Genomic DNA, 15996 nt, shown 5'->3' on the forward strand with positions numbered 1-15996 from the left:
TAAAGCCCCGCTGGCCTCGCCGGCGCTGACGGGCACGCCAACGGCGCCGACCGCAGCGGCTGGCACCAATACCGCGCAGATTGCCACCACGGCGTTCGTGCGCGCGGCTCTGGCCGCTCTGGTGGATTCGTCGCCGGCTGCGCTCGACACGCTGAACGAGCTGGCGGCGGCCATCGGGGATGACCCTAACTTTGCCGTTACCATGACTAATGCCCTTGCCGGCAAGCTTGATATTGCCGTGCCGGCTCTTGCCGACTTCAATACCGCCGCCGCTGGGCCGTTTTTGGGCGGGGCGTTGGCCACCGGCTCGCCGGACACGACGACCGGCGTGATATGGGGCTGGACGTTCCTCGACGCTGCCAAGTCGCAGAGCCGTGCGCAGCTGGCCATGCACACGGTGACCGGCGGGCTCTACCTGCGCATTTACAGCGGAACCGCCTGGGGCGCATGGAAGGACTTCACGCCGCCGGCCGCCGCGAAGGTCGCTAGCGCCTGGGTCAACTTCAACGGCGCGGGCACGGTAGCGATTCGCAGCAGCCTTAACGTCAGCTCGATCACGGACAACGGAACCGGCGACTACACAGTGAACCTGGCGGTGCCAATGCCGAATACAAACTATGCCGCTGTGACCAGTGGCGCTGCGACCGATGCGGCTATTACAGGCATCAACTGTACCAAGGCCTACTCCAGAACAACCGGCAGTTTCAAGATTGGCACTACGGGGCAGGCTTCAGGCGTCACTGACTTTGTGTATGTCGACGCGACCGTGTTTAGCAACTAAGGGGGATCGGATGGATAAGCGAATTCTGTTTCAACCCGCCGGCGCGCCGGCGGCTGTACTCATTCCGTGCGACTGCGGCCTGACCCTGGAGGAAATCGGCGCGAAGGACGTTCCCGCCGGGCTGCCGTTCTGGATCGTCGCCGCCGACGCGGTGCCGGCAGACCGTGCCTTTCGCGAGGCCTGGGAGCTGGACGCAGCGGCGCTCGGCCCGGCTTCGGGCGTAGGGGGTGCGCAATGATCACGATCAACCGGAGCAAGGCCGAAGAGAAGGTGCGTGAGCGCCTGCGCCTGGAGCGCGAACCGCGCCTGGCAGCGCTTGACGTGGCGTATATGCGCGCCCTGGAGACAGGCCAGGATGTCAGCGTTATCGTGGCCAGAAAGCAGGCATTGCGGGACGTTACGGAAAAGAACTTGGACGCGCTCACCATCGAGCAGCTCGCCGCGCTGAGCTTAGAGAGCGCACTCGTTCTGCCATGACCGTTTGCCATTAAAGAGCACGACCGCGAAAGCGTTTTTTCGCCTGTGAATCACCCGCCTTGAGCGGGCTTTTTTTCGCCTGGAGAAAACCATGGCCAAGATTTCTGACTCCCTGGCGGGCAGCAAGAATGCGCTCGCCTTCCTCGACATGCTTGCTTGGTCGGAGGGCACCTCGACCAGCAAGTACACCCGCAACGATGGCTATGACGTGATTGTCGGCGGCCTCAACAGCCCGAACACGTTTACCAGCTATGCCGACCATCCTGGCGTTCTGGTGACCGTGAACACGAAAGGGCTGAAGTCGACCGCTGCAGGGCGGTATCAGCAGCTCCAGCGCTACTGGCTGCACTACCGAGATTTACTCAAGCTCCCGGACTTCGGTCCCATCAGCCAAGACAAGCTGGCCTTGCAACTGATCAAGGAGCGCGGGGCGCTGGCGGACGTACATGCCGGCCGCATCGAGGTCGCGATTTCAAAGTGCCGGAACATTTGGGCCAGCCTGCCAGGCGCTGGATACAAACAGCATGAGCGAAAGCTTGAAGACCTGATCGCCCACTACATTGCCGCTGGCGGGAGGCTGGCATGACCTGGTCGAGAGCGCTTGGCGCGTTGGTGCTGCTGGCACTGGTTGGCCTGGCCTTCTGGTCAACCTACCAGCATGGCCGCTCGACCATGGATGCTGAGTGGCAGGTACGTTGGTCGGATCGGGATGCTGGTGACAAGCAGGCCTGGGCCCTTGCCGAAGCCGCTGATCGTGAAAAAGAACAGGCCCGCCAACAAGCAATCAACAAGGTGATCCAAGATGGACAGACGCTTATCGACCAAGCAAGTGCTGATGCTGCCGCTGCTCGCGCTACTGCTGCCAGCCTGCGGGACGAAGCAGATCGACTCGCCAGCGGTACCGCAAGTAAAGCCAGCAGCCATTCCTGCACTACCGCCGCAAGCCAAGCAGCAACCCGTGCCGTCATGGTGCTTGCCGACGTGTTCAAACGTGCTGATGAAAGAGCGGGAGACCTGGCGGAGTATGCTGATCAAAGCCGGAGCAGGGGAGTGACGTGTGAGAAGGCCTATACTGCTCTGATTGAATGATCGGATGCAGCTATGGACGATTTGGACGAGAAAATCAAAGCCGTTGAGCCACTATTGCAACAGGCTCTGGTAGCGCTTCGCCGGTACCGGAAAGCGCTAGGTTCGGCACCGCCAGAAGAGGTTGAGCGCCTTGGTCTTAAGGCCGTATCGCTGATGCAGACGGTGCAGGCCTGCCAGCAGCGGGATTGGGATCTTGGCTATAAAGGACGTACGGTTGCCAGCCAAGTCTCCGACTACACTCAAGTCGATTAAATGAGAGGGGCACAGTCATGGACGACCTGGAAGAGAAGATGAAAGCTGGTGAGCCGCTGTGGCAGCAGGTAGTGGATGCAATGCGCCGACACAACGAAGCCAAAGGCGTTCTCCCTCGAGAAGAGGTTGAGCGGCTTCGCCTTGAAGTCGAATCGCTAATGCAGGCCGTGATTCAGTATCAGCAGCGGGCACTGGGTGGATTAGGGAGTACGTTGCACTGAGGGGGCTGTGTTCGGTCAGTAGGATACCCAATCCATAGTGGGAACTCACAAATTCGAAAGAATAATTTCGTTTTATCACCTGCGGGATGGCTGCTGCATAGAAACGAAGGTTTGCTTTCGTTTAGCTGTTCACAGCCCGGAGGCTGAACAGGTCTGATAAATCTCGGGTGACGATCGGTAAGGGTAGGGTGGTGTTCGTTCGGCAGGACGCCGGATAGGAAGGCAGAGCGATACCAATTCTGATACCAAACTGTGCGTTTTGGTGGGGGGTAGACGGGGATTTGGCCCAGCAAAATCAACGCATAGACACCCGCTAACACCAATCCCATACGGCATGGTGATATTTGCGGTGGAGATCAAAGGGCTTACCTATCAATAACTTATGTGATGCTGATGTCGCCTGGGACCAGATTGGGATCAATCTTCAACGTTTCCAGTTCGTTCCAATGGGAGGTCGAGTTGATCCATCGTGCATAAGTCGACAGAAGCATCTGCACGCTATGACCAAGCTGTTGGGCGATAAAGGCGGGGTTGAGGCCAGACATTGCCGCTATTGTCGCATAGGTATGACGGCAGTTGTACGACGGCCGATAACGAATCCGCAGTTCCTTCATCCAGAGCTGCTGTGTTTCCTGCTGCCAGGAAACGGCCTGGCACGTCTGCCTTTGTGCTGCAGCACTGGCATCAGGCGGTTCACTTGAGTATGGATCGATCTCTTTCCACGAAAAGGCTTTTACAGGACGGGCAGATCACCCCTAGGCGGATTTTTCGCCCGAAGCGATGTTTGCACTTTTTGCAGATAAAAAAGTAGGGTGGGCCAGGATGGAAATGGGTCACTGCTATTTGCTCTTTCTGAGGGTCAAACTGAAGCTTCCCTTACCCTGCTGTGTCGTTGACGCGCCGGCACCCTCAGAGCCGCCGAGCGTGTTTTTTTGTTTGCCGCTGAAGTCGCCGTTAGTTTCAAGCTCGTAATCCTTTACCATGACCAGGTAAAGCGTACCGAGAAAGGTCAGCGCAGTGATTGCCGCAATCAGCACTCCGGCCGTAGCGCCTGACATGGCAGCAGTGAGCCCGGCAGCTCCGGCGATTCCCCATCCTAGAGGATTCCAGGCGCTTGCCACACCTATGCCCAAGACGGTCGCACAAGCAATGGCGGTTCCTTTTTTCGCGGTCTTTACTGTTTTGACGTGACGAGCCAGATCAGGGGAAGCGATGTGGATGACCTCAACACGATCCTTTAACGCCTTTTTCAGATCTTCCTTGGTTGTTACCACGCGACTGCTCATGCTGGGTCTTTCCTCCGGCGATTCACTTTGCCATCACGGTAGCTCAGGTCGAACAGGTAAGGCAATTCTCGGGGGTTGACCTATAGGTCCTTTCGTATGACCAGGCAGCGCATCGCTGAAGCTCGAAAATTCCGGCTCTGGCATCCCTCTGGCTTGGCCCAGGACTGTCATGCAGAAACCACCCTGTCTTTGCCCATGCCTTTGGCCTCATACAATGCGCGATCGGCACGCTTGAGCGTGTCTTCGTATGAGCGATCATCCGGCGCTATAGTCGTGACACCAATGCTTGCCGTGACGGCGATACCATCCGCCGAAAACCGGCTCAGCGTCTCTCTAAAACACGCCTGTAAACGCTTGGCGAACTGCACTGCTTGCCCATGGTTGGTATTGGGTAGAGCAAGCACAAACTCATCACCTCCCAAGCGGCATGCGGTATCAGTTTTTCGTAGCACCGACCTACAAATGTTGGCAGCGGCCAGAATTATCTCATCCCCTGCATGGTGTCCTTTTGTGTCGTTGATTTTCTTGAGCCCATCCAGATCAAGCATCAAAATGGACGTCGGCACGGAGTGCCGCACTGATGATTCGTAGTGAAGAGCGAGGTCCTGCTCCAGTTTTCTTCGATTGAAAAGACCGGTTAGCTGATCGGTATCGCTCAGCTCCCTCAGTCTGACCTCCAGGTTGTGCCTCTCCGAGATATTACTCGCGACCCAGAGCACAACTGCTTCCTCGTCAGCCAGGAAATTCAGGGCCTGGATACGGCCTTCAAACCAGATCGCTTCTTTTGGGCCTTCATCGGATAAGCCTTTCACATCCCTATTGCTCAGTTCGTACTCTTCGATCAATAGCTCTCGCGACTCGAGCGCCCTGTCGATCTGTTCGAGAAACCAGCTTGCCTTCTCGGGCTTGACCAAGTCTGAAATGTACTGGCCGACAAGGCAGCTTCCATCGTGGTAGTAGCGATTATCGCGGCCGCCGAACACGGCGACATACTTGCCGCTGCGGGACAGGATGAAAGCCGGGTCCGGCAAAGCCTCCAGAATCAAAGCCATTTGCTCAACATTGATCATGAAGCGTTTCTTCTAAGTCATTAGGTGGTAGCACATTAATATGATTGGAAAAATTTGGCACGGGTTTGAGCTTGGTCTGTCAGGCAGACTGCAGTTCAGGTCGAGAGGATCAACATGCCTGGTGCCTTGGTGATTTATTGGTTTTTTCATCCGGGCATCATTAAAAAGAAAGAATCATTTTTTCTTATCTGCGGGATAGCTATAGCATCAGAACGAAAATGTGTTTTGGTTTAGTGGCCAACAGCTCGGCGTTTGAGAAGGCCTGATTAATCCCGGGTGACGATCGGTAAGGGGAGGGCGGTGTTCGTTCGGCAGGATGCCGCAGAGCAAGGCAGAGCGATACCAATGCTGATACCAAACTGTATGTTTTGATGGGGGCAGAGGGGGATTTGGCCCAGCAAAATCAACGCCTAGCCACCCGTTGTAAGGCTTCCGGTCGTGAATGCCCAGTTTTGCAAGCAGAGGTCGCCCTTGGTGGGGGCGACCTTCACAGGTCGAATTCCTGTTTCACGCGCTACACGCTCAGGCTCTCAATTCAGTGATCGCCTTCATGGCCTGGCCGCACTCGCGTCTTCCACAGTGACAACAATACCCCACCGGTGAGTAGCCCAAGTGTGACGCTTAGCGATAGTGCAGCAGGTACCTTGCCTATGATGTCGTGTAGAAAGATCTTCGCGCCAATGAACACGAGCACTAGAGCCAAGGCGTATTTCAGGTAGGCAAAACGATGAATCATCGCGGCAAGTGCAAAGTACAGTGCACGAAGGCCCAAGATGGCAAAGATATTTGATGTGTAAATGACAAAGGTATCTTGGGTGATTGAGAAGATGGCGGGAACACTGTCAATGGCAAATACCAGATCGGCACATTCAATCAGAATCAACGCCAGGAACAAGGGTGTAATCCAGAGCACCTTCTTGCCAGTCTTGTCCGCTTGACGAATGAAGAACGATTGGCCGTGAAGGCGCTCTGTTATGCGCAGATGGCTACGCAGGAACTTGACGAATCGATTGTTCTCCAGATCGGGTTGATCGTTAATCGACGCAAAAAGCATTTTCACACCCGTGAACAGCAGGAAGGCGCCGAATATATAAAGAACCCAGCTGAACTCGGCGATCAAAGCTGCGCCCAAGGCGATCATGATGGCCCGGAGCACGATCACACCCATGATTCCCCAGAACAGTACGCGATGCTGAAGTGCCCGGGGAATCGCCAGGAATCCGAAAATCAATGCGATGACGAAAACGTTATCCATCGAGAGCGACTTCTCGATCAAGAAGCCGGTCAGGTAATCCATACTGGCGTCGGCACCCTTCTGGAAGTAGACCCAGACGGAGAAAAGCAAGCCCATGGATATGTAGCCCGCCGACAGTAACAAACTCTCCTTTACATTGATTTCTCGGTGTTCGCGATGCAGAACGCCGAGGTCAAAGGCGAGTAATGCGATGACGATCGCAAGGAAAGTCAGCCAGAGCCAGGCGGCAGTGCCCAGCACATCAGCGAAGATGATCGAATGTAAGACAGTCATGAGCCTCTCCTGTTAGTCGTAGTTTTACCAACTATGACTCCGACATGGCGGCTGCATGCCGTCAGAGGGGCCCGGCGTCACTGATGACAGACTAGAAATAACCGCTTTGATTCTTCAAGCGCTGTTTTTTTGCAAAGTGTATCCGTGGTGGATGATCGGTTGGTATACGGCACAGGAAGGCTTTCCAGGACCCAGGGGTACAGGGCATTAGCGCCTAAATGCAGGGGGGCAGCCAGATCGCTGCCTATACTCCAGACGAGCGAGCAAGCCTGGGGGTTGCACCATGGATCTGACCGAGATGATGAAGGCGGGTGAGCAGCTTCTAAAAAGAGCCCTTGAGGCTGTTTGCGCGTATCACAAAGCTAGAGATTCTTCGACGCCACCTGAAGAGGTTGAGCGTCTTCGCCTGGAAGCCGAGTCGCTGATGCGGGCCGTGCAACACTACCAGCAGCGCGCACTGGGGGTATCTGGGAAGGGGCCATATCCTTCGCCGCGCTCCGGATCTGCGGCATCGTAACCAGGAATTATCAGCAGTTGCGAGGCTATAGTGTGGTGCTGATTAAGGGGATAACACATGAAGTGCTTGATCTGTTCTGCAGACGCGCGGGAAGTGGACTCTGAAATGGATGGCATTGAGCTCGTATGCCCGGAGTGCGGGCACTTCGGGGTTTCATCCCTGATCATGAAGCAGAGGGCCATGCGGGCGTTTGATGTCGAGAGAACTCAGACGTTTCTTCATTGTGAGCGTGAAATCAACCCTGATCGAATACCGTTAATCAATAGCGAGACGGTCATTTGGGCGTAGCGTGGGACCGGTCGTCGAAAGATAATCAAGCCGATGCTGGCTGGCTAGAATCTAGTGGGGGGATCACGTCAACGTAACCTGAAAAATCAGGAGGCTTACGATGAACAGAGTACCCTCACTGGCATTGCTGGTGACAGCCGGCTTGCTCTCGGGCGTGGCAACAGCGGGCGATCATCAGGTGGTCAACGTTGCTCTGAACGCCACTCAGTACAACACCGGCCATGTGGCATCAGCGTTGTTGTCGCCAACGACAGGAAACAGGACAGGGCTTTCGATTGTTTTGGGCGGGGTGCCAAGCGGTACGGCATTACCTGTACACATCGACACGTACATCTACTCAGGGACGTGTGAGCGCATGGGGCCAAAGCCGGTCTATGAGATGAATCAGTCGATGACGACAAGGTCTATGTCGTCACCAATGCGGCTGTCCACCATAGCGCCTGTTTCACTCGCCGCGCTTCGCTCCGGTGGCTATGTCCTGGTCTTGAGGGCCGGCCCGATGGACGGGAGTGTCAATCTCTTTTGCGGCAACATCACATGATGCCTGAACCGGCAATCGCAACAACCTGATGCTGAACGGCAACGCTGTAACGCCGAATGCCTACCGCCAGTCTCCACACGCATTCAAGCCCTGGCGAGCAAAAAAAAGCCCGCTAGGGGAGGCGGGCTGATGTGGAGTTTCCAAAGGAGCAGTTGCGACCTTAGGCGTTGGGCTGTGAAGGCTGCGTGAAAGTGATGTAATCGAAAAGTCAGCAGTCACGCCGTGGGCTAATAGCCGCTGCCGCCTATCCGCCCTTGCTAGACCTTTGGTGAGGTCACAACCCCGCCGCTTTGATCTAAAGTGCCGGCTTTTGCTCAAGGTGCGCCATGCAGAAGACAGTCGTCGCCGCGATGATCAGCGTGCTCCTGGCGGGATGCTCATTGCCAGTGGCCCTCACGCCCAATTCCCCAACGATTTCAGAGCACTCGGCAAAGTCGCCGGACGACTATAGCGCGTGTGTCATGGGGCGCTGGCAGCAACAGCAGCATGCTCAGGTGGATCGCAAGGCGATCTCCAGAGGCTATGAGCTCAGCGTGTCAGGCAGCGTGACTGCCAGTGACTACCTTGAGGTTCATCGGCAAGGTGAGGGCAGCCTGATTTCCTTCTATGAGGGCGCGCCTTGGCATACGTCGGTTAAACGTGCTGTGTACGAGTGCCTGTAGTTCCCCGTTTGCAAACCTCCGTCACGGATTGGCTTGCCTGAGGCGTGAAGGCACGTGTTCAGGGCGGGCTATGCTTGAAGTAAATAACCCCTTTCGGCCTTGGTCAGGTTCAGCTCGCGTTCGAGGAGCAGATCATCGATTCTTTACCGTTCTGGATTGTCTTCGTGAAAACCTGAGCCTCGTATCAGCAGGAGGGGCGCGGTGGGACGCTTGCAGCGCGTTGCGCGTAATGAACGGGGCCGGGATTTCGCGGTCGGTGATATTCACGGCCATTTTCGGCGGTTGGAGCAGGCACTGGCATTGATTGGCTTCGATGCCAGCAGGGACCGTCTGTTCAGCGTGGGCGATCTGGTCGATCGCGGGCCAGACAGCGAAGAGGCGCTTGCCTGGTTGCAGCGCCCCTGGTTCTTTGCCGTGCAGGGCAATCACGAGGCACTTGCCGTGGCCCATGTTCAAGGACATTGGCTCGATGTTGAATTGTATCGGGCCAATGGTGGTGCCTGGTTCCTGGACAGCCCCGCCGCAGAGCAGTCCCGATATGCCGAGCAATTTGCCCGCTTGCCGCTGGCGTTGGAGATCGACACGCTTGCTGGCCCGGTCGGTGTGCTGCACGCCGACTGCCCGAGTCCCAGTTGGCAGACGTGGTGTGATCAACTGGCTGTCGGTCCGGTGAAAGCTGCGCAGGACATTTGCCAGTGGTCACGTCGGCGCTTGCAGCAGAATGACCCGACACCTGTCGCGGGTTTGCGGGCGCTGATTGTCGGGCATACGCCAGGGCCATCAGTGCGGGTGCTCGGCAATGTCTGGCATATCGATACCGGCGGCTGGTTGAACGGGCATTTCTCTTTTCTGGAGTTGGCCACGCTTGACGTGAGGTCGGCCAGGCGAGAGTCTTGAGGTTTTTGGAGTGGCCCATGGACCTTTCGAGCCTCTTGCTGTTTGTGCCCGCCTGCTTTGCCTTGAACATGGCGCCGGGGCCCAACAACCTGCTGTCCCTTAACAACGCCAGCCGCTACGGTCTGCGTACCGCTTGCGTGGCGGGTGCCGGTCGCCTGCTGGCCTTTGCCGGGATGATCGCCCTGGCCGCGACCGGGCTGGCCGTGGTCTTGCACGCCAGTGAATACCTGTTCCTGATGATCAAGGTGCTGGGGGCGGCCTACCTGTTCTACATTGCCTGGCAGCTCTGGCGGGCGCCGGTCGGGCAAGACGGCGTGGCCGTTGAGCGCGATGCCGGTACCCTGCGCCTGGCGCGTCAGGAGTTCTGGGTCGCAGCTGGCAACCCCAAGGCCATTTTGATCTTCACCGCGTTCCTGCCACAGTTCGTCAATGTGTCCAGCGACACTGCAGTCAGTGAACAATTTGCGGTATTGGGTGGCTTGTTCCTGCTGCTGGAATGGCTGGCCATTGCCATTTATGCCTGGTTGGGGGCGTACATGCAGCGCTGGTTCAGCCAGCCGGCTCGGCGCCGGCTGTTCAACCGGGTCAGTGCGTCGTTGCTTGCCTGCGCAGGTGTTGGTCTGCTGGCTGCTCGCCGCGCGTGAGGCCCGCTACCACCTCACACGCAGGCCGAGGTTGGCGCCGACCTGTTCCTGTTGGCGGCTGTCGAGGTTGTAGCCGTAATCCAGGCTGGCGTACACGCTGAGGGATGGGCTTGGCTGGGCGCTGAGGCCTGCGCCGACATCCATCCAGGTGCTTTTGTGATCTGTCTTGATCGCATCGGCAGCGTCGAAGCTGACGCTGTCGCGCCCGCCGAAGCTCTGCCAGATGTTACTGCGCAGGTAAGGTTGCACGGGTACTCGACCGGCCTGGAAATGGCCTCTAAGGCGTGCGCCCACGCGCGCGCTGATGTCGTGCTGGTTGTCGTAGCTGATCCGTGAGATCCCATCATTGGCACTGTGCAGGCTGACCGACTGGACGATCAGTTGTGCCTGTGGTTCCACCACCCAGCGGCTGTTCAGGGGCAATGGATAGCCGCTTTCCAGCGAGCCGGTAATCGTGTGGCCGTTCAGGTCCAATGTGACGCCGCGATCTGAGCGGGTGCGGCCGTCCAGGTCGGTGTACTGCAGCACGCCATCCAGGTACCACTGTTGCGGGCCGACCAGCGTCCAATAGGCGCCTATGCTATCGCCATCCAGGCGCACGTCACCGACGTGATTGTCGGTGAAACCCAAGGCAAAACCGCTGATATCACCCGTGAGCCGGGCATGACCGAGGTACAGCCCCAGGTGGTGGCGATAGCCGTCATTGTCGAGCGCGGCATACAGATCATGCCCCACCTGATAGCCGCGCAGATCGCCGTCAAGGCTCGGGGTAACCGTACCAGACCAACGTTGCCGCAGTTGATCACCAACAGTTCGCGCCCAACCGGCGGCAATCGGCCCGGTTTCGTTGAGCAGGTTCTGTTCACCCTGGCGCTCATGGAACGTACTCAGGGTCAGGCGCGGCAGCAGTGCAGCTGAACGGCTTGCTGCCGCATACAGTGGCACCTCTGCGCGGTACAGGGGGATGCTCTCACCGGCGATCGCTGTCGGTAATGCCGGGGTTCCAGGGGCCGCGACCGGCACACTCAGGGCTGGCGGCGCCTCACCCGGCTCCGCCGTTGTAACGGGGGCGATCACGCTCGAGCGCAGGTACCAGCTGTTCTCGCTGCCCGCCGTGACGCCGCCTTTGAACAGGTAGTACTCATACGCACCGGCAGACAGCGACGAGCCCAGGCGGAAGGCATCGGCGCTGCTGGTTGCGCCGGCTGTCGCCTCAACCACCTGTATCCCGTTTTGGGCAGTTTGCGCGCCAACGCCGTTTAGGTTGTTGACCTGCAAGGTTGTGGTGCCGGAAACGCTGCCTTCGCTGACGATCAAGCGGTCGGAATGGGCTGCATCGCTGGCCAGGACGCTGTTGAGTCTGAGAGCCCCATTGAGCCCGATGTAATCGCCGGTCAGTGTCAGGCGCCCTTGCGCATCGCTGCCACCACTCAGGTCGACCAGCCCTGCATTGTTCAGCGTGGCGTGCTGCCCGGCGGCCAGTGGCGCTACGGCGCCGCTGTGTGACAGCAACTGGCTGCTGGAATCGATGTTCAGCACGCCAGTGCCACTGTTTGTATCGCCCAGCAAGAGGGTATCGTTCAAGGTGAGCGCTGAGCCACTATTCAATGACACGGTCTCCCATCCCACATAACGAGCGCCGCCCTCCGGGCTGCTGGTGTCGAAGATCAGGTGGTCATTGCCATCGCCGCCATCAATCAGCCGGGTAGTGGCCAGATGTGTTTCATCAAGGTTGATCAGCAATGCCTGATCATCATCAGGGCCGGTTTGCACGCTGCCGCGGATTACACCGCCGTCTTTCCAGATGAAGCGGTCGCTACCGAAACTCAGCAGTACGTCGCCACCGACCTCGCCGCCGCTGATGGTCACGTTGTCGGCACCCCCGCTGAGACTGATGTTGCCGCCGATGTTGCCATTGCTGAGGAGTATCGTATCGTTGCCGAAGCCGGCCACCAGGTTGCCGTCGATGCTGCCCCCGGACATGTCGAACAGGTTGTCGTCCAGTTTCATGTTCACGCGGCCAATCCGGCCACCCGTCATGATGGCGTAGTCGCCATCCTCGAACGCGCCGACGATGCGCCCACCGCTCATGAGAAAGGTATCGAGGCCATCGCCTTGGGTGAGTGATTGGATCTGTCCTCCGTTCATGACGAAGGTGTCGATACCGCCCCCTTGGCCGACGTTGCCCGCAATGGTGCCGGAATCAATCTGCACCCGATCACGTCCAGCGCCAAAGGTCACGTTGCCCGTAATACTGCCGGTGCCATCCGTGGGCATCAGCAGGCTGTTGTCGCCTGAGGTGTCGGACAGCGATGCAGCGATGCCACTGTCACACACGTAAGCATCGTCGCCACTCCCCGGGGCGAAGCTGCAGGCTGCAAAAGCGGCGTCACCCAACAGGGGCAAGGCCCCGAGGGTCATGAACCAGCGAAATTTTCGCATGCTTGAGTACCTCAATGGCGCACGTCTGTGTGCTCCAAGGGGTATAACCCAATGGCCGGAACTGACAACTGACAGAAATGACAGGTGGTGAACGGTTGCCGCGGCTCGCCGCTGGAGAAGCCCGGGCCGGGTTCAGTCGCGGAAGAACACCTGCACCAGGTGGTAACCGAATTTACTCTTGATCGGCCCGTGCACGGTGCGCAGGGGCTTCTTGAAAATGACCTGGTCAATTGCACCGACCATCTGCCCGGGGCGCACTTCGCCCAAATCGCCGCCGCGCTTGCCGGAAGGGCAGGTGGAGAATTTTTTGGCCAGCACGTCAAAGGCTTCGCCCTTGGCAATGCGTTGCTTGAGTTGCTCGGCCTCTTCGGCGGTTTTGACCAGAATATGGCGGGCCTGTGCTTTCATGGCTGTAGGTACCTCTGTGACGCCTGAGAAAAGCGCCGATTATGCCTCATCGCGCAGCTCTGCGCGGTCGCGAAAATGTGCCAGTGCTTCGGGGTTGGCCAAGGCATCGGTATTTTTCACCGGCTGACCGTGAACCACATTACGTACTGCCAGTTCGACGATCTTGCCGCTGATGGTGCGTGGGATATCGCTGACCGCCACAATCACTGCGGGTACATGCCGTGGTGTCGTGTTGGCACGGATGGTCTGGCGGATGCGTGTTTGCAGGGCATCATCGAGGACGATACCTTCGCGCAGCCGGACGAACAGTACCACCCGGACATCGCCCTGCCAGTGTTGGCCGATGGCGACGCTTTCCAGCACCTCGTCGATCTTTTCTACCTGACGGTAGATTTCAGCCGTGCCGATGCGCACGCCACCGGGGTTGAGCACAGCGTCGGAGCGGCCATGGATGATAATGCCGCCGTTGGCCGTTTCCTCGGCATAGTCGCCCTGTGCCCACACACCGGGAAACTGGCTGAAGTAGGCCGCCTTGAAACGCTCGCCCTGCGGGTCGTTCCAGAACCCCAGGGGCATCGCCGGGAAGTGTCGGGTGCAGACCAACTCGCCTTTTTCGCCAATCACCGGGTGGCCCTCATCGTTCCAGACCTCTACCGCCATGCCCAGGCTCTTGCACTGGATCTCGCCACGCCTCACGGGCAGGGTGGGGTTGCCGATCACGAAACAGGAGACGATGTCGGTACCACCCGACATCGACACCAGATGCAGGTCCTGCTTGAACGCGCGGTACACGTAGTCATAGCTCTGCGGTGACAACGGCGAGCCGGTGGACAGTAGCAGGCGCAAGCGCTCCAGACGGTGGCTGAATCGCGGTTGCAGGCCTTCATGCTCCAGTGCAGTCAGGTACTTTGCGCTGGTGCCGAACACGCTGATTGACTCGCTGTCGATCAGGTCGAGCAGGCGTCCCGCGTCAGGGTACAGCGGTGAGCCATCGTAGAGCACCAGTGTCGCGCCCAGGGCCAGGCCGCTGACCAGCCAGTTCCACATCATCCAGCCACAGGTGGTGTAGTAGAACAGGGTGTCGTCTGGGCCAAGGCTGTTGTGCAGGCCATGTTCCTTCAGGTGTTGCAGCAGCACACCGCCGGCCGAATGAACGATGCACTTGGGCACACCGGTAGTGCCACTGGAGTACAGGATGTAGAGCGGGTGGTCGAACGGCAGGGGGGTAAACGTCGGTGTACCGCCTGGCTGATAGAAGTCGTCCCACAGGCTGACCTTGGCCGCGCAGTGGAAGTCCGCAGTCTGCGCTTGCGTGCGGGTGTACGGCAGCACCAGCACCTGCTCAAGGTTTGGCAACTGGGCCAGTACTTCGTTGATTTTATCGGTCTGGTCGATGTCTTTGCCGGCGTAGTGATAACCCGCGCAGACGATCAGCAGTTTGGGTTCGATCTGGCCAAAGCGGTCGACAATGCCATGGGTACCGAACTCTGGCGAGGAGCACGACCAGACGGCGCCCAGGCTGGTGCAGGCGAGCATCGCCACCAGGGTTTGCCAGGTGTTAGGCAGACAGGCCGCGACACGGTCGCCGACACCGATACCGATCGCCTTGAAACTGCGCTGCAGTCCTGCAACCTGGGCGGCCAGCTGCGTGTGGCTTAGGGTGAAACGGCTGCCGTCTTCGTGCAGTGACACCACGGCACAGTAGTCGTCACCGCCGCGGTCGTCACGGCGGCGCAACAGGTGCTCGGCGAAATTCAGGGTCGCGCCACTGAACCAGCGAGCATCGGGCATGTGCGGGCCTTCCTCGAGCACTTGCCGCGGTGGCTGATGCCAGCGCACCTCGAACGTGTCGGCCAGGGCCTGCCAGAAGGCCTCGCGCTGCTCGATGCTCCAGCGGTGCAGGTCATGATAGTCGTCAAGGTGCACCCCATGGCGACGGTTGATCTGCCGACGAAAGGCATCCATCGGGCTGGCCTGGATTTGCGCCTCGGTCGGGCGCCAGAGCACCTCGTTCATGCCATGTCCTCTTTGTTATCGTCCTGAGAACAGTGTATTCGCGAACCTGGGGGCTGACAGCCAGAATTGCTGTGTTGGCCGCAGCCCGTCTGGCAAAGCGTCTGCCTTACTGGGCCAGCCAGCCGCCGTCGATGTTCCAGGCGGCGCCGCGAACCTGGCTGCCAGCCTCACTACAGAGGAACGCTACCAGCTCACCCAGCTGTTCGGGGGTAACGAAGGCCAGTGACGGCTGCTTCTCGGCCAACAGGTCGTGTTGCGCCTGCTGCGGATCGATGCCACCTGCGGCGCGGTCGTCGATCTGCTTTTGCACCAGCGGCGTCAGCACCCAGCCAGGGCAGATAGCATTGCAGGTGATCGGGGTCGTGGCGGTTTCCAGCCCAACCACCTTGGTCAGCCCGATCACCCCGTGCTTGGCCGCAACATAGGCGGCTTTACCCACCGAGCCGACCTGGCCATGCACCGAGGCGATATTGATGATCCGCCCCCAGTTGCGTTGGCGCATGCCCGGCAGTGCCAGCCGCGTGCTATGGAACACGGCCGACAGGTTGAGCGCGATGATCGCGTCCCAGCGCTCGGTGGGGAAGGCCTCAACCGGCGCGACGTGCTGGATGCCGGCATTGTTGACCAGGATATCGACACCCCCGAACTCGCGGTCGGCATAGGCGAAGAGGTCTTCGATCTGCTGCACATCACTCAGGTCGGCTGGGTGGTGGCCCACGCGGGTGCCGTGACGGGCAACCTCGGCGATGGCCGCACTGGCGTCACCGAAGCCGTTGAGTATGAGGTTGGCACCGGCCTGGGCCAATACCTGCGCGATCCCCAGGCCAATACCACTGGTAGAGCCGGTCACCAATGCGGTTTTACCGTTGAAGTTCAT

17 protein-coding genes and 2 pseudogenes are annotated in these 15996 nt (G+C 58.8%); 11 read left to right on the forward strand and 8 right to left on the reverse strand.

Features of this window, described 5'->3' with window-relative positions; all coding sequences use genetic code 11:
* From UIA24_RS19175 to UIA24_RS19205, 7 genes and pseudogenes are all read left to right on the forward strand, one after another.
* A pseudogene (locus UIA24_RS19175) lies at window positions 1-781 on the forward strand (hypothetical protein); the annotation flags it as partial.
* A gap of 10 nt (window positions 782-791) precedes the next feature.
* Window positions 792-1019, forward strand: a complete 228-nt coding sequence (locus UIA24_RS19180) for a hypothetical protein (RefSeq protein ID WP_330523571.1) — start codon at window positions 792-794, stop codon at window positions 1017-1019.
* The gene (locus UIA24_RS19185) at window positions 1016-1258 is read left to right on the forward strand and encodes a hypothetical protein (RefSeq protein WP_330523572.1); all 243 of its coding nucleotides are present in this window, start codon (window positions 1016-1018) and stop codon (window positions 1256-1258) included. The genes UIA24_RS19180 and UIA24_RS19185 overlap by 4 nt, the downstream gene beginning before the upstream one ends.
* 91 nt (window positions 1259-1349) lie before the next feature.
* Window positions 1350-1844 carry a glycoside hydrolase family 24 protein gene (locus UIA24_RS19190; protein WP_065759236.1) on the forward strand — a complete coding sequence of 165 codons (495 nt, stop codon included), beginning with the start codon at window positions 1350-1352 and terminating at the stop codon, window positions 1842-1844.
* Window positions 1841-2347 carry a DUF2514 family protein gene (locus UIA24_RS19195; protein WP_065759237.1) on the forward strand — a complete coding sequence of 169 codons (507 nt, stop codon included), beginning with the start codon at window positions 1841-1843 and terminating at the stop codon, window positions 2345-2347. Before UIA24_RS19190 ends, UIA24_RS19195 begins: the two co-directional genes overlap by 4 nt.
* Before the next feature lie 12 nt (window positions 2348-2359).
* Window positions 2360-2599 carry a hypothetical protein gene (locus UIA24_RS19200; RefSeq protein ID WP_330523573.1) on the forward strand — a complete coding sequence of 80 codons (240 nt, stop codon included), beginning with the start codon at window positions 2360-2362 and terminating at the stop codon, window positions 2597-2599.
* Window positions 2600-2616: 17 nt separating this feature from the next.
* Complete coding sequence (locus tag UIA24_RS19205; protein ID WP_330523574.1) at window positions 2617-2820, forward strand: hypothetical protein; 204 nt, start codon at window positions 2617-2619, stop codon at window positions 2818-2820.
* A 380-nt stretch (window positions 2821-3200) separates the two neighbouring features.
* Here UIA24_RS19205 and UIA24_RS19210 read toward each other — a convergent pair.
* From UIA24_RS19210 to UIA24_RS19225, 4 genes and pseudogenes are all read right to left on the reverse strand, one after another.
* A pseudogene (locus tag UIA24_RS19210) lies at window positions 3201-3434 on the reverse strand (site-specific integrase); the annotation flags it as partial.
* Window positions 3435-3659: 225 nt separating this feature from the next.
* On the reverse strand, window positions 3660-4106 hold the full coding sequence (locus UIA24_RS19215) for a hypothetical protein (RefSeq protein ID WP_330523575.1): 447 nt from the start codon (window positions 4104-4106) through the stop codon (window positions 3660-3662).
* A 167-nt stretch (window positions 4107-4273) separates the two neighbouring features.
* Window positions 4274-5176, reverse strand: coding sequence for a GGDEF domain-containing protein (locus UIA24_RS19220; protein WP_099774944.1), 903 nt, complete (start codon window positions 5174-5176; stop codon window positions 4274-4276).
* 535 nt (window positions 5177-5711) lie between these two features.
* Window positions 5712-6704, reverse strand: coding sequence for a TerC family protein (locus tag UIA24_RS19225; protein ID WP_330523576.1), 993 nt, complete (start codon window positions 6702-6704; stop codon window positions 5712-5714).
* Window positions 6705-7609: 905 nt separating this feature from the next.
* On the opposite strand from UIA24_RS19225, the gene UIA24_RS19230 reads away from it, so the two are divergent.
* The 4 genes from UIA24_RS19230 (at window position 7610) to UIA24_RS19245 (ending at window position 10253) form a co-directional block, all read left to right on the forward strand.
* Window positions 7610-8050, forward strand: a complete 441-nt coding sequence (locus tag UIA24_RS19230) for a hypothetical protein (protein WP_330523577.1) — start codon at window positions 7610-7612, stop codon at window positions 8048-8050.
* Window positions 8051-8376: 326 nt separating this feature from the next.
* Window positions 8377-8712 (forward strand): hypothetical protein, encoded by a 336-nt coding sequence (locus UIA24_RS19235; protein WP_065758327.1) that lies wholly within the window; start codon window positions 8377-8379, stop codon window positions 8710-8712.
* A gap of 201 nt (window positions 8713-8913) precedes the next feature.
* On the forward strand, window positions 8914-9609 hold the full coding sequence (locus UIA24_RS19240) for a metallophosphoesterase (protein ID WP_330523578.1): 696 nt from the start codon (window positions 8914-8916) through the stop codon (window positions 9607-9609).
* Window positions 9610-9626: 17 nt separating this feature from the next.
* On the forward strand, window positions 9627-10253 hold the full coding sequence (locus UIA24_RS19245; protein ID WP_065758329.1) for a LysE family translocator: 627 nt from the start codon (window positions 9627-9629) through the stop codon (window positions 10251-10253).
* Window positions 10254-10259: 6 nt separating this feature from the next.
* Here UIA24_RS19245 and UIA24_RS19250 read toward each other — a convergent pair whose 3' ends face one another.
* From UIA24_RS19250 to hbdH, 4 genes are all read right to left on the reverse strand, one after another.
* The gene (locus tag UIA24_RS19250; RefSeq protein ID WP_330523580.1) at window positions 10260-12695 is read right to left on the reverse strand and encodes an autotransporter family protein; all 2436 of its coding nucleotides are present in this window, start codon (window positions 12693-12695) and stop codon (window positions 10260-10262) included.
* Window positions 12696-12827: 132 nt separating this feature from the next.
* Window positions 12828-13103: a peptidylprolyl isomerase gene (locus UIA24_RS19255; RefSeq protein ID WP_065758331.1), complete on the reverse strand. Its 276-nt coding sequence runs from the start codon at window positions 13101-13103 to the stop codon at window positions 12828-12830.
* Window positions 13104-13142: 39 nt separating this feature from the next.
* Complete coding sequence (locus UIA24_RS19260; RefSeq protein ID WP_330523581.1) at window positions 13143-15119, reverse strand: acetoacetate--CoA ligase; 1977 nt, start codon at window positions 15117-15119, stop codon at window positions 13143-13145.
* A 106-nt stretch (window positions 15120-15225) separates the two neighbouring features.
* The gene (gene hbdH / locus UIA24_RS19265) at window positions 15226-15996 is read right to left on the reverse strand and encodes a 3-hydroxybutyrate dehydrogenase (RefSeq protein WP_102053865.1); all 771 of its coding nucleotides are present in this window, start codon (window positions 15994-15996) and stop codon (window positions 15226-15228) included.

The organism is Pseudomonas sp. AL 58, assembly GCF_036348395.1.
GTDB classification, from domain to species: domain Bacteria; phylum Pseudomonadota; class Gammaproteobacteria; order Pseudomonadales; family Pseudomonadaceae; genus Aquipseudomonas; species Aquipseudomonas defluvii.